16 protein-coding genes are annotated in these 12,070 nt (G+C 65.1%); 6 read left to right on the top strand and 10 right to left on the bottom strand.

Features of this window, described 5'->3' with window-relative positions; genetic code table 11:
- Window positions 1-124 precede the first annotated feature (124 nt).
- The 9 genes from MFF34_RS10065 to nrdR all read right to left on the bottom strand — a co-directional run bounded on the left by MFF34_RS10065 (window position 125) and on the right by nrdR (window position 6,852).
- Window positions 125-868: an ABC transporter substrate-binding protein gene (locus MFF34_RS10065; protein ID WP_238212955.1), complete on the bottom strand. Its 744-nt coding sequence runs from the start codon at window positions 866-868 to the stop codon at window positions 125-127.
- Window positions 869-884: 16 nt separating this feature from the next.
- On the bottom strand, window positions 885-1,388 hold the full coding sequence (locus tag MFF34_RS10060) for a phosphatidylglycerophosphatase A (RefSeq protein ID WP_027594910.1): 504 nt from the start codon (window positions 1,386-1,388) through the stop codon (window positions 885-887).
- On the bottom strand, window positions 1,385-2,353 hold the full coding sequence (gene thiL, locus MFF34_RS10055; RefSeq protein ID WP_238212948.1) for a thiamine-phosphate kinase: 969 nt from the start codon (window positions 2,351-2,353) through the stop codon (window positions 1,385-1,387). Before thiL ends, MFF34_RS10060 begins: the two co-directional genes overlap by 4 nt.
- Window positions 2,354-2,371: 18 nt before the next feature.
- On the bottom strand, window positions 2,372-2,872 hold the full coding sequence (nusB, locus tag MFF34_RS10050) for a transcription antitermination factor NusB (protein WP_099428217.1): 501 nt from the start codon (window positions 2,870-2,872) through the stop codon (window positions 2,372-2,374).
- Window positions 2,869-3,345 carry a 6,7-dimethyl-8-ribityllumazine synthase gene (ribE, locus tag MFF34_RS10045; protein WP_003255395.1) on the bottom strand — a complete coding sequence of 159 codons (477 nt, stop codon included), beginning with the start codon at window positions 3,343-3,345 and terminating at the stop codon, window positions 2,869-2,871. The genes nusB and ribE overlap by 4 nt, the downstream gene beginning before the upstream one ends.
- Before the next feature lie 91 nt (window positions 3,346-3,436).
- Entirely contained in the window at window positions 3,437-4,528 is a 1,092-nt protein-coding gene (gene ribBA, locus MFF34_RS10040; RefSeq protein WP_012270288.1) for a bifunctional 3,4-dihydroxy-2-butanone-4-phosphate synthase/GTP cyclohydrolase II, read from the bottom strand.
- A gap of 18 nt (window positions 4,529-4,546) precedes the next feature.
- A complete protein-coding gene (locus tag MFF34_RS10035) occupies window positions 4,547-5,212 on the bottom strand; it encodes a riboflavin synthase (protein ID WP_027594907.1) in 666 nt (221 codons plus the stop codon).
- Between the two features lie 42 nt (window positions 5,213-5,254).
- Window positions 5,255-6,385 (bottom strand): bifunctional diaminohydroxyphosphoribosylaminopyrimidine deaminase/5-amino-6-(5-phosphoribosylamino)uracil reductase RibD, encoded by a 1,131-nt coding sequence (ribD, locus tag MFF34_RS10030; protein WP_238212946.1) that lies wholly within the window; start codon window positions 6,383-6,385, stop codon window positions 5,255-5,257.
- Between the two features lie 2 nt (window positions 6,386-6,387).
- Window positions 6,388-6,852, bottom strand: a complete 465-nt coding sequence (gene nrdR, locus MFF34_RS10025; protein ID WP_009685710.1) for a transcriptional regulator NrdR — start codon at window positions 6,850-6,852, stop codon at window positions 6,388-6,390.
- A 105-nt stretch (window positions 6,853-6,957) separates the two neighbouring features.
- Between nrdR and MFF34_RS10020 the strand changes: the two genes are divergently transcribed.
- From MFF34_RS10020 to trxA, 3 genes are read left to right on the top strand one after another with little or no spacing between them, the layout of a single operon-like run.
- Complete coding sequence (locus tag MFF34_RS10020; protein WP_027594905.1) at window positions 6,958-7,410, top strand: YbaY family lipoprotein; 453 nt, start codon at window positions 6,958-6,960, stop codon at window positions 7,408-7,410.
- Window positions 7,411-8,070: a methyltransferase gene (locus MFF34_RS10015; protein WP_238212944.1), complete on the top strand. Its 660-nt coding sequence runs from the start codon at window positions 7,411-7,413 to the stop codon at window positions 8,068-8,070. It abuts the gene before it with no gap.
- 31 nt (window positions 8,071-8,101) lie between these two features.
- Window positions 8,102-8,974, top strand: a complete 873-nt coding sequence (gene trxA / locus MFF34_RS10010; protein WP_238212937.1) for a thioredoxin — start codon at window positions 8,102-8,104, stop codon at window positions 8,972-8,974.
- A gap of 63 nt (window positions 8,975-9,037) precedes the next feature.
- On the opposite strand, the gene MFF34_RS10005 is transcribed toward trxA, so the two are convergent.
- Window positions 9,038-9,379: a hypothetical protein gene (locus MFF34_RS10005; protein WP_238212935.1), complete on the bottom strand. Its 342-nt coding sequence runs from the start codon at window positions 9,377-9,379 to the stop codon at window positions 9,038-9,040.
- A 133-nt stretch (window positions 9,380-9,512) separates the two neighbouring features.
- Between MFF34_RS10005 and MFF34_RS10000 the strand changes: the two genes are divergently transcribed.
- The 3 genes from MFF34_RS10000 to MFF34_RS09990 are packed head-to-tail and all read left to right on the top strand — an operon-like array spanning window position 9,513 to window position 12,064.
- On the top strand, window positions 9,513-10,088 hold the full coding sequence (locus MFF34_RS10000; protein ID WP_238212933.1) for a DUF2796 domain-containing protein: 576 nt from the start codon (window positions 9,513-9,515) through the stop codon (window positions 10,086-10,088).
- Complete coding sequence (locus MFF34_RS09995) at window positions 10,089-10,799, top strand: ATP-binding cassette domain-containing protein (protein ID WP_238212931.1); 711 nt, start codon at window positions 10,089-10,091, stop codon at window positions 10,797-10,799.
- Window positions 10,799-12,064 (top strand): ABC transporter permease, encoded by a 1,266-nt coding sequence (locus tag MFF34_RS09990; protein WP_238212925.1) that lies wholly within the window; start codon window positions 10,799-10,801, stop codon window positions 12,062-12,064. The genes MFF34_RS09995 and MFF34_RS09990 overlap by 1 nt, the downstream gene beginning before the upstream one ends.
- Window positions 12,065-12,070 lie beyond the last annotated feature (6 nt).

Below are 12,070 nucleotides of genomic sequence, written 5' to 3'. Positions count from 1 at the left end.
CGAAAAGTTCGATGCTTATTTTTCCGCTCCCCCTTGTCGGAGCAGCCTCGTGCTGCGAAGGGGCCATCTTAAGCAACACCAATCGTTGCGCTTGTCACCACCCCTTCGCAGCACAAGGCCGCTCCTACAGCGGCTTGCTGTCGGCAGTGAAGGGATACGGCTGCTTCCAGTGTTCGAAAATCGGCTTCAATTCACCGCTGCGCACCAGCTCGGCCATGCGCTTGTCGAACAGTTCCCGCAGTGCCTTGGCCTCATCGTTATTGGCGAACGCCAGGTACAACGGCAGTTCGGCAACGTGGCTTTTACGAAAGCGTGCAGGCTCCGACGCCTGGCCAAGCACGTAGTCGACCTCGGTCAGCGCATCGATGTAGAAGTCCACACGGTCGTGCTCGAGCATCGGCAAAATGCCTTCACGGCGTTGAATTTCGCGGTAGTCATGGGCATTGGGCAAGTAGCTGGCGTAGTCGTAGCCACGCACCCAAGCCAGGCGATACTGGCCAACCGTGCTCGGCGTAGGCACCGGCTTGCTGGCAAGCCCCAAGGCATAGATGTGATCCATGTCGAAGTGCCAGCGCGGGTAGAGGTTATCCTCGCTCTCGCCCTTGTAGGAGCCTACCCAGGCATCAGCTTCGCCCCGCTTTACCAGCCCCACTGCACGGCTGTAGGGCGCGCTCTGCGTAACGACCTTGACCCCGGCCGGCTCGAACACCTTGCGCAGCACATCCCAGGCAACCCCGGTACCGTTGGCGTTGGTGTAGTCGAGCCATTCTTCGCTGACCAAGTGGACCTGCTTTGGCACACCTTCGGCCGCCCCCACCCAGGGAGCACAACCCAGCAGCATTGCCAACAGCACAGTCCTTATGGCCATTCACGCGCTCCCTGCCTCAGGCAACCGCCCACACCAGAACTTGCATGCCCAGCCAAGCGAACACGCCGGCCAGGATATCGTCGAGCATGATCCCGACCCCTCCATGCACATGGCGGTCGATCCAGCGAATCGGCCACGGCTTGAGGATGTCGAAGAAACGGAACATCAGGAACCCCGCCAGCAACCATTGCCAGCCTTCTGGCACCAGCCAGAGGGTGATCCACATGCCGACCATCTCGTCCCAAACAATGCCTTCATGATCGTGAACGCGCAAGTCATTGGCGACCTTGCCGCACAGCCAGAAGCCAAACAGCATGGTAATGCCCAGCAGCAACCAGTAGCCCCAATCCGGCAGCATCTGCCACAGCGGAATGAAGGGTATGGCCACCAGCGAACCCCAGGTGCCCGGTGCCTTGGGCAAGGTGCCGGAACCGAAGCCAAAGGCGATGAAGTGCCAGGGGTTGCGCCAGACCGAGGGCGGAACGAACTCCGCAGGCACCTGATTGGGGTGATCGGTCACGGTGTCTCCCTAAAATGTTGATAGCCGCGTTGCCGCGGGGTGATGTCCTGGCCCTGCCCGTCCCGCAGGCTGACGCCCTGGCCTTCAAGCACTCGCCCGATGACATGGAACGTCGCCAGGCCTTGGGCCTGCAGGGATGAAAGCTGAGCCGGCGGCAAGGTGAACGCCAGCACATAGTCGTCACCCCCGGTCAAGGCAGCCTGCACGGCAGCCTCATGACCGAGGAAGCCCTGCAAAGCGGATGACACCGGCACCTGGTCCAGGTTCACCTCGAGCGCCACGCGGGACGCCTTGGCGATATGCCCGCAGTCGGCCAATAGGCCGTCGGAAATATCCAGTGCGGCCGTAGCACGCCCGCGCAACAGCTGGCCCAAGGTGAATTGCGGCGAGGGCGACCAGTAGTGGTCGAGCAGCGGCTGGGCAAGGGCAGCATCGGCCTGGCGCTCGCCCAGGACCAGCGGCAAGGCGCCCGCAGCGTTGCCCAGTTCACCGCCCACACACAGCAGGTCACCCGGGCAGGCACCGCCACGGCGCAACGCCTGCCCCGCCGGCACGCGGCCGAACACGGTCAGGGTGATGCTCAAGGGGCCACGGGTGGTATCACCGCCAATCAGGCTCAACTGGCACTGCCGGGCCATACGGTTGAGGCCGTCAGCGTAGGCTTGCAGCCAGTCGGCGCTGACCTCGGGCAGGGTCAGGGCAAGTGTGAAGCCGATGGGGGTAGCGCCCATCGCCGCCAGGTCACTGGCCGCCACGGCCAGCGAGCGCTGGCCGAGCAGCAGAGGGTCGCAGACCGCAGGGAAATGCACGCCGGCCACCAGGGTGTCGGTGGACACCGCCAGTTGCTCGCCAACAGGCACATCCAGCAGCGCGCAGTCATCGCCGATGCCCAGGGCCACGCCTTCACCGCCTTGCGCACAGGGCGCGGCGGCAAAGTAATGGCTGATCAGCTCGAACTCACCCATGGTCCGCCAGCGCCGGGATCAGCGCTTGTTCGCCTTGACTTCCGCTTCGCGCAGCGAAGGGGCGAGCTTGTCCAGCACGCCGTTGACGAACTTGTGGCCGTCGGTGGCACCGAAGACCTTGGCCAGCTCGACACCTTCGTTGATCACGACACGGTACGGCACATCGGCGCGCATCATCAGTTCCCAGGTGGACAACCGCAGCACAGCCAGTTCAACCGGGTCGAGCTCTTCCAGCGCGAGCGCCAGGCAAGGCTTCAGGGCCGCGTCGATCTCGTCCTTCTTGGTCGGAACCCCATGCAGGATTTCGCGGAAGTAGGCGCCATCGACATCGGTGAAATCGTTATCGACCCGGAACTGCGCTTCGATCTCGTTCACCGACTGACGCGCCATGTGCCACTGGTACAGCGCCTGAGTCGCGAGCTTGCGGGCTTCGCGGCGCTTGGCGCTCTTCGAGGGCTTGCCGGCATCCGCAGGTTTTGGATCGCGCGGGTTGAAACGATCGCTTTCGTCGCTAATCACTTGGCCTCCAACTGCGCCAGCAGACTGACCATTTCCAGAGCGGACAGGGCAGCTTCAGCACCTTTGTTGCCGGCTTTGGTGCCGGAACGCTCGATGGCCTGCTCGATGGAGTCGACGGTCAGAACGCCGAAGGCCACCGGAACACCGAACTCCATGGACACCTGGGCCAGGCCCTTGGTGCATTCGCCCGCCACGTATTCGAAGTGCGGGGTACCACCGCGGATCACGGCGCCCAGGGCGATGATCGCGTCGTACGCGCCTTGCTGGGCGACCTTCTGTGCCACCAGCGGGATTTCGAACGCGCCCGGGGCACGGATGATGGTGATGTCGCTTTCGCTGACACCGTGGCGTACCAGGGCATCAACGGCACCGCTTACCAGGCTTTCGACGACGAAGCTGTTGAAGCGGCCAACCACCAAAGCATAGCGACCTTTGGGGGCGATGAAGGTACCTTCGATGGTCTTCAGGGTCATTCCGATGTTCTCATCTTCAAGAGCGAGGCCGCTCGCTGGCGGCCTCGGGAGGGTTTGGACTCGAGCGTGAGGGCGCGTGCGCCGTCTCAAGTCACTCGGAGGGCACGTATTCTACAACTTCCAGATCGAATCCGGATATCGCATTGAACTTCATCGGCGAACTCATCAGGCGCATCTTGCGCACACCGAGGTCGCGCAGGATCTGCGAACCGGCGCCGACGGTGCTGTAGGTGGTCGGTGCCTTGGTCGGTGCATCGCCCGCGCTTTCGCGGATGTGCGCCAGCAGCACGTCGCCGTCCAGCGGGTGGCCCAGCAGCAACACCACGCCGCTGCCGGCCTCGGCCACGGCAGCCATGGCCGCGCGCAGGCTCCAGCGGCCCGGCTGCTTGACCAGCAGCAGGTCGCGCAGCGGGTCCATGTTGTGCACGCGTACCAGGGTCGGCTCTTCAGCGCAGATTTTGCCCAGGGTCAGGGCCATGTGCACGTCGCCTTCCACCGCGTCGCGGTAGGTGACCAGGTTGAACTCACCCAATTCGCTTTCGACCGGCTGCTCGGAAACGCGCTGCACGGTACGTTCGTGGATCATGCGGTAGTGGATCAGGTCGGCGATGGTGCCGATCTTCAGGCCATGCTCGGCGGCGAACACTTCCAGCTCGGCACGGCGCGACATAGTACCGTCATCGTTCATCACTTCGCAGATCACGCCGCTCGGCTCGAAGCCTGCCATGCGCGCCAGGTCGCAGGCGGCTTCGGTGTGGCCGGCACGGGCCAGGGTGCCGCCCGGCTGGGCCATCAGCGGGAAGATGTGCCCCGGGCTGACGATGTCTTCGGCCTTGGCGTCCTTGGCCGCGGCCGCTTGCACGGTACGCGCGCGGTCGGCAGCGGAAATACCGGTGGTGACGCCTTCGGCGGCTTCGATCGACACAGTGAACTTGGTGCCGAAGCCGGACCCGTTGCGCGGCGCCATCAGCGGCAGCTTCAGCGTTTCGCAGCGCTCACGGGTCATCGGCATGCAGATCAGGCCGCGGGCGTGCTTGGCCATGAAGTTGATGTGCTCAGGCAGGCAGCACTCGGCTGCCATGATGATGTCGCCTTCGTTTTCGCGGTCTTCGTCATCCATGAGGATGACCATTTTGCCCTGGCGGATGTCTTCGACCAGTTCTTCGATGCTGTTGAGCGCCACTCGGCACCCCCTTCTCAATCAGGATTTCAAGAAGCCGTTGGCGGCCAGGAAGCTTTCGGTAATGCCACTGCCCTTGCTCGGTTCGGCCGCCTTATCACCCAGCAGCAGACGCTCCAGGTAACGGGCCAGCAGGTCGACCTCAAGGTTGACCCGACGACCTGCGCGGTAGTCGGCCATGATGGTTTCGGACAGGGTGTGCGGGACAATGGTCAGCTCGAATTCGGCGCCATTGACCTCATTGACCGTCAGGCTGGTGCCGTCGACGGTGATCGAACCCTTGTGGGCGATGTACTTGGCCAGCTCCTTGGGTGCACGCACACGGAACTGGATGGCGCGGGCGTTATCGCTGCGCGAGATGATTTCGCCGACGCCGTCGACGTGGCCGCTGACCAGGTGACCGCCCAGGCGGGTGGTGGGGGTCAGGGCTTTTTCCAGGTTGACCTTGCTGCCGCTCTTGAGGTCGATGAAGGCGGTGCGCTTGAGGGTCTCGACGCTGACGTCGGCCCAGAACCCATTGCCCGGCAGTTCGACGGCGGTCAGGCACACGCCGTTGACGGCGATGCTGTCGCCAAGCTTGACGTCACCCAGGTCGAGCTTGCCGGTCTCGACGTAGACGCGCACGTCGCCGCCCTTGGGGGTCATGCTGCGAATGGTGCCGATGGATTCGATGATGCCGGTGAACATGGGGTCTTCCTCAAGAACGGGTTGCGCAGGGCAAGCCTGGCATTATACGCCGGGCGCCGGCAGGGGGACGGCCGTGACCCGCCAGTCATCGCCCACTGCGCGCATTTCGGTAATTTTCAGTCGCGGTGCTTCGCTCATCTTCGCCAGGGGCCAGTCCAGCAGCGGGCGGGCCTGGGAACCCAAGAAGGTGCCGGCGACGAACAACTGGTATTCGTCGATCAGGCCTTGCCGGGCGAACGCGCCAGCCAGGCCTGCGCCGGCTTCCAGCAGAATCTCGTTGACGCCACGCGCGGCCAGCACACGCATCAACGCGGGCAGATCGACCTGGCCATCGGTGCCTGGCAGGCTCAACATCTCATGGCCTGCCTCGGCGTAACGCGGCGCTTCAGCGGCGGCCGTCACCACCAGGGCCGGGCCGGCCTGGAAGAACGGCGCATCCAGCGGCAGGCGCAGGCGGCCATCGATCAGCACGCGCAACGGCGTGCGGCTCAAGGCCAGGGCGCGGGTTTCGTCGTCCAGGCCCAGCTCTGCGCCCCGCACCGTCATACGCGCATTGTCGGCCAGCACGCTGGCGGCGCTGGTGAGCACCACACTGGCGCGCGCGCGCAGCCGCTGAACCGCAGCGCGGGCGGCAGGGCCGGTAATCCACTGGCTTTCGCCGCTGGCCATGGCCGTGCGGCCGTCCAGGCTCATGGCCAGCTTGGCTCTGACAAACGGCAGGCCATGCTCCATGCGCTTCAGAAAACCTGGGTTGAGCGCGCGGGCCTCAGTTTCAAGCACTCCGCTGCTGACCTCGATACCGGCCTCTGCCAGGCGCCGCAGCCCCTGCCCCGCCACTTGCGGGTTGGGGTCTTGCATCGCGGCCACCACGCGGGCCACGCCAGCCTTGACTAGCGCTTCGGCGCACGGCGGCGTACGGCCATGGTGGCTGCACGGTTCGAGGGTGACATAGGCGCAAGCGCCGCGGGCGCGCTCACCGGCCTGGCGCAGGGCATGCACCTCGGCATGGGGCTCGCCGGCGCGCACGTGCCAGCCTTCGCCGACCACCTCGCCATCGCGCACGATCACGCACCCCACACGCGGGTTGGGGTGGGTGCTGTAAATACCCTTGCGGGCCAGCTCCAGGGCGCGGGCCATGTAGTGGGCATCGAGGATCGCGGTCTGGCTGGGCATGCTCACTCTTTAGCTGGCTCACGGGCCAGGCGGTCGATTTCTTCGCGGAATTCGTCGAGGTCCTGGAAGCGTCGGTAGACCGAGGCGAAGCGGATATAGGCCACCTCGTCGAGCTTGCGCAGCTCGGCCATCACCATTTCACCCACCACCAGTGACTTGACCTCGCGCTCGCCGGTGGCACGCAGGCGGCTCTTGATGTGCGCCAGCGCCGCTTCCAGGCGCTCGACGCTGACCGGGCGTTTTTCCAGCGCCCGCTGCATGCCTGCACGCAACTTGTCTTCGTCGAAAGGCTGGCGCGTGCCGTCCTGCTTGATCAGCCGGGGCAGCACCAGTTCGGCGGTTTCGAAGGTAGTGAAACGCTCGCCGCAGGCAACGCACTCGCGGCGGCGGCGCACTTGCTCGCCCTCGGCGACAAGACGAGAGTCGATGACCTTGGTGTCGTTGGCACCGCAAAAGGGACAGTGCATGGTGGCAGGCAACAAAAAAAGGGAGGGCCATGGTAGCGCATCCCACTGGCAAGACAAGCCAAAGGGGTTAACATCCAGGGAAATCTGCCCGTGAAGGAAGCCCCAATGCACTATCGAGCGCTCGTCGTGCTGTGCTGCGCCGCCCTGCTTGCCGCTTGCGGTAGCGACCAGCCCAAGCCCGATCAAGGCCAGGCGCCTGCGCCAGCCAAAGTGGCCAAGAAGGCCCAACCGCTTGGCCCGCTGCCCGCCTACCAGCGTGAGTTGAGCGGTACTTTGCTGGAAATCCCGGCCGGCGCCGACGTGGAGCTGGCCCTGCTGGTGATCGACGAACGCGACCGCCCGCAACGCCTGCTGGCCAGCAGCAACCTGACCGGCACCGGGCAGGCGCTGCCTTATCAGTTGCGCTTCAACCCCGAAGCCTTCCCGGCCGGTGCCCGCGTCGAACTGCGCGGCCGCGCCAGCAGCTCCGGGCAGTTGATCATGCACCTGCCCCCTGTGCGCATCGCCCAGCCGCAAACCCAAGCCACCGGCCCGCTGCGTTTCGAGAAGGCACCGTAAGTGGCGCCACTGGCACTGCAACAGGCCCTCAGTGGCCTGATCGGCGAGGCGCGCCTGGTGGTCAGCGACCTGCCTGAATGCGAATTGAAACTCTGGCTGATCGACGACCAGAACATGGACCGCGCCTTCAGCAGCGAAGAAACCCGGCGCATTCTCGAAGAACCTCCGTATTGGAGCTTCTGCTGGGCCAGCGGCCTGGCCATGGCCCGCTACCTGGCCGCACACCCGGCATGGGTGGCGGGCAAGCGTGTGCTCGATTTTGGCGCGGGCAGCGGCATCGCCGGCATTGCCGCAGCCCGCGCAGGCGCCCTTGAAGTGGTGGCGTGCGACCTCGACCCACTGGCCCTCGACGCCTGCCGCGCCAACGCCGCGTTGAACGGCGTGGAGCTCGGCTACAGCAACGATTTTTTTGCCGAGGACGACCGCTTCGACCTGATCCTGGTCGCCGATGTGCTGTATGACCGCGCCAACCTGCCACTGCTCGATGCCTTCCTCGGCCGCGGTCGCCAGGCGCTGGTGGCCGACTCGCGGGTTCGCGACTTCAGCCACCCGCTGTATCAACAATTGGGCGTGCTCGACGCACTGACCCTGCCGGACCTGGCCGAGCCCCACGAATTCCGCCGGGTCAGCCTGTACCACGCCAGCCGCGAGCCTTTATAGTGGTGCCATTCACGAGTTTGCGAGAGTCGCGATGAGCCAAGACACGCCGTACATTTTCGACGCCACCGATGCCACCTTCCAGCAATTGGTCATCGAAAACTCCTTCCACAAACCGGTCCTGGTGGACTTCTGGGCTGAGTGGTGCGCGCCCTGCAAGGCGTTGATGCCACTGCTGGAGAAGATCGCCGAGGGTTACCAGGGCGAGCTGCTGCTGGCCAAGATCAATTGCGACGTGGAGCAGCAGGTAGTCGCCCAGTTCGGCATTCGCAGCCTGCCGACCGTGGTGCTGTTCAAAGACGGCCAGCCGGTCGACGGGTTTGCCGGGGCGCAGCCGGAGTCGGCAATCCGCGCGCTGCTCGAACCGCACGTGCAGATGCCGGCCGAGCCTGCCACATCGCCGCTGGAGCAGGCCAAGGCGCTGTTCGCCGAAAGCCGCTTCGCCGAGACCGAAGCACTGCTCCAGGCGCTGCTGGGTGAAGACAACAGCAATGCCGAGGCGCTGATCCTGTACGCCCGTTGCCTGGCTGAGCGGGGCGAGCTGGGCGAGGCCCAGGTGGTGCTGGACGCGGTCAAGACCGACGAACACAAGGCAGCCCTGGCCGGTGCCAAGGCACAGCTGACCTTCCTGCGCCAGGCCGCCAGCCTGCCGGAAGTCGCCGACCTGAAGAGCCGCCTGGCGCAGAACCCAGAAGACGATGAAGCGGCCTACCAGTTGAGCATTCAGCAACTGGCCCGCCAGCAATACGAGGCGGCGCTGGAGGGCTTGTTGAAGCTGTTCAAGCGCAACCGCGGCTACGAGAACGGGTTGCCGCAGAAGGCGATGTTGCAGGTGTTCGAACTGCTGGGCGGTGATCATCCGCTGGTGAGCGTCTACCGCCGCAAGCTGTCTTCAGCCCTGTTCTGAGGCAGGCACGCCCTTGTAGGAGCAGCCTTGTGCTGCTCCTACCCTCGAACGAGTGTGACCTTGTCAGCCGACCCAGTGATACACCGGCGCATCCGCGCCACTTTCCACCTTCACCTCGCTGCTGTGCCGCAACCGCACCAGCAGTCGCTTGCCAGCCGCCGTACTTCCCGCCAGCCCTTCCAGGCGGTCCAACAACGCTGGCCCATTCATCTGCCCGGCCTGGCGCAGCACGTCGCGCGCTGCGGCCCACTGCCCATCATCTTGCCGCGGCGCTGCTGGCGAGGCGGCCGCCGCGTCGGCGGTAACCGGCACCTCGAGGTGCCGCCCCAACTGCGCCCACTCGGCCGGCTCCAGCTCGACAGTCAGGTCCACGGGCCAGTCACCAATCTGTCCACGAATTCTCACGATGCTTTCCTTGAACGCAGGTCAATGCAGCCATGCTACAGCAACATGAAACCTGCGCCACACAGGCTGGCGGGAGGCGGAAAAATTGTTATAACATTACCAAATCATTCCCAGTCTGCTCCTGGAGTCTTCCATGCGTCGCCTGCTGCTCGCCCTGCCCTTCGCTCTGCTGCCCCTCGCCATGGCCCAGGCCCACGATGACCATGACCATGATCACGCCCATGGCACCCTCGGCGCCCATGAGCATGGCGTGGCCAAGCTCAACGCCGTGCTCGATGGCAACACCCTGGAGCTGGAACTGGACAGCCCGGCGATGAACCTGGTCGGTTTCGAGCACGCTGCCAATAGCGATGCCGACAAAGCCAAGGTCGCCGCCGTGCGCCAGCAGCTCGAGCAACCCTTGCAGCTGTTCGGCCTGGCAGCAGCCGCTGGGTGCAAGGACGATGCACAGGAGCTGGAAAGCCCGCTGTTCGGCGATGCCCCGAAAGCCGACGACGATGGCGACGAGCATGAGCACGGCCATGAGCACAGCGACATTGGTGCGCATTACCAACTGACCTGCGCCAACCCGGACAGCCTCACCCAGATCGACCTTGCCCCGCTGTTCAAGGCCTTCCCGGCTACCCAGAAGATCAACGTGCAACTGATCGGCCCTAAAGGTCAGAAAGGCGTTGAAGCGACACCCGCCAAGGCCGCGGTCGCGTTCTGAATGGGCCAGCCGCTGATCGAACTGCATGACCTGGTCTTTGCCTGGCCTGGCCAACCGGCCCTGCTGGATATTCCCGCCTTCCAGCTGGAGGCCGGCGAGGCGTTGTTTCTCAAAGGCCCCAGCGGCAGCGGCAAGACCACGCTGCTGGGCCTGCTGGGCGGCGTGAACCTGCCTGGCCAGGGCCGCATTCGCCTGCTCGGCCACGACCTCAGTGGCCTCGGCCAAGGCGCGCGCGATCGCTTCCGGGTCGACCACACGGGTTACATCTTCCAGCAGTTCAACTTGCTGCCGTTTCTGTCGGTGCGCGAGAACGTCGAGCTGCCTTGCCGCTTTTCGCGCAGCCGCGCCACGCGCGCGGCCCAGCGCCATGGCAGTGTCGACCAGGCCGCCGCCACGCTGCTCGCCCACCTGGGCCTGGGCGACCCCGCCCTGCTTGCCCGGCGCGCCGACAGCCTGTCGATCGGCCAGCAGCAACGGGTAGCCGCTGCACGCGCACTGATCGGCCAACCGGAATTGGTGATCGCCGACGAACCGACCTCGGCCCTCGATGCCGACACCCGCGAAGCCTTCATCCGCCTGTTGTTCGACGAGTGCCGGGCAGCCGGCGCCAGCCTGTTGTTCGTCAGCCATGACCAGAGCCTGGCACCGCTGTTCGACCGCCACCTTTCCCTGGCCGAACTCAACCGCGCCGCCAAGCCCCAGGAGGCCTGATGTACCTGCTTCGTCTTGCCCTGGCCAGCCTGGCCAACCGCCGTTTCACCGCCTTCCTCACTGCGTTCGCCATCGCTCTGTCGGTGTGCCTGCTGCTGGCCGTCGAGCGGGTTCGCACCGAAGCCCGCGCCAGCTTCGCCAGCACCATCAGCGGTACCGACCTGATCGTCGGCGCCCGCTCGGGCTCGGTGAACCTGCTGCTGTATTCGGTGTTTCGTATTGGCAACGCCACCAACAACATCCGCTGGGACAGCTACCAGCATTACGCCCAGGACCCACGGGTGAAGTGGGCGATCCCTATTTCGCTGGGCGACTCGCACCGCGGCTATCGCGTGATGGGCACCACTGGCGACTACTTCAGCCACTACCAATATGGCCGCAGGCAGCACCTGGAGCTGAGCCAGGGCCGCGCCTTCGCCGACGACCCGTTCGAAGTGGTGCTCGGCGCCGAAGTGGCCGACGCCTTGCACTACACACTGGGCGACAAGCTGGTACTGGCGCATGGCGTCGCCGCGATCAGCCTGGTCAAGCATGACGACAAGCCGTTCACCGTGGTCGGCGTGCTCAAGCGTACGGGCACCCCGGTCGACCGCACCCTGCATATCAGCCTGGGCGGCATGGAGGCGATCCATATCGATTGGCATAACGGGGTGCCCGCCCGCGGTGCCGGGCGCATCAGTGCCGACCAGGCACGTACCCTGGACCTGCAACCTGCCGCCATCACCGCGTTCATGCTTGGTTTGAACAGCAAGATCGCCACCTTCAGCCTGCAACGGGAAATCAACGAGTACCGCAACGAACCCTTGCTAGCGATCTTGCCCGGTGTGGCCCTGCAGGAGCTTTGGAGCCTGATGGGCACCGCCGAGCAGGCGCTGTTCGTGGTTTCGCTGTTCGTGGTGCTGACCGGGTTGATCGGCATGCTGACGGCGATTCTCACCAGCCTCAACGAGCGCCGGCGGGAGATGGCGATCTTGCGCTCGGTCGGTGCCCGGCCCTGGCATATCGCCGGGTTGCTGGTACTGGAGGCGCTGTCGCTGGCCGTGGTGGGGATCGTCGCCGGGCTAGGCTTGCTGTACGCCGGCATCGCCCTGGCGCAGGGCTATGTGCAGGCCAACTATGGGTTGTTCCTGCCGCTGGCCCTGCCGAGTGCCCATGAATGGACGCTGCTGGCTATTATCCTCGGGGCTGCACTGCTGATGGGCAGCGTGCCGGCCTGGCGTGCCTATCGGCAGTCGCTGGCCGATGGCTTGTCGATCCACCTCTGAGAAAAC

Source organism: Pseudomonas sp. PAGU 2196 (assembly GCF_022179005.1).
Taxonomy (GTDB): domain Bacteria; phylum Pseudomonadota; class Gammaproteobacteria; order Pseudomonadales; family Pseudomonadaceae; genus Aquipseudomonas; species Aquipseudomonas kermanshahensis.
Note: the sequence above shows the minus strand (reverse complement) of the source record. Positions and strands in the feature narration are given on the sequence as shown.

What these genes read in the sequence shown, in the direction of transcription:
- MFF34_RS10065 (WP_238212955.1), bottom strand. Translation starts at nt 868, where the DNA reads ATGGCCATAAGGACTGTGCTGTTGGCAATGCTGCTGGGTTGTGCTCCC.
- thiL (WP_238212948.1), bottom strand. Translation starts at nt 2,353, where the DNA reads ATGGGTGAGTTCGAGCTGATCAGCCATTACTTTGCCGCCGCGCCCTGT.
- ribE (WP_003255395.1), bottom strand. Translation starts at nt 3,345, where the DNA reads ATGACCCTGAAGACCATCGAAGGTACCTTCATCGCCCCCAAAGGTCGC.
- MFF34_RS10035 (WP_027594907.1), bottom strand. Translation starts at nt 5,212, where the DNA reads ATGTTCACCGGCATCATCGAATCCATCGGCACCATTCGCAGCATGACC.
- ribD (WP_238212946.1), bottom strand. Translation starts at nt 6,385, where the DNA reads ATGCCCAGCCAGACCGCGATCCTCGATGCCCACTACATGGCCCGCGCC.
- nrdR (WP_009685710.1), bottom strand. Translation starts at nt 6,852, where the DNA reads ATGCACTGTCCCTTTTGCGGTGCCAACGACACCAAGGTCATCGACTCT.
- MFF34_RS10020 (WP_027594905.1), top strand. Translation starts at nt 6,958, where the DNA reads ATGCACTATCGAGCGCTCGTCGTGCTGTGCTGCGCCGCCCTGCTTGCC.
- trxA (WP_238212937.1), top strand. Translation starts at nt 8,102, where the DNA reads ATGAGCCAAGACACGCCGTACATTTTCGACGCCACCGATGCCACCTTC.
- MFF34_RS10000 (WP_238212933.1), top strand. Translation starts at nt 9,513, where the DNA reads ATGCGTCGCCTGCTGCTCGCCCTGCCCTTCGCTCTGCTGCCCCTCGCC.
- MFF34_RS09995 (WP_238212931.1), top strand. Translation starts at nt 10,089, where the DNA reads ATGGGCCAGCCGCTGATCGAACTGCATGACCTGGTCTTTGCCTGGCCT.
- MFF34_RS09990 (WP_238212925.1), top strand. Translation starts at nt 10,799, where the DNA reads ATGTACCTGCTTCGTCTTGCCCTGGCCAGCCTGGCCAACCGCCGTTTC.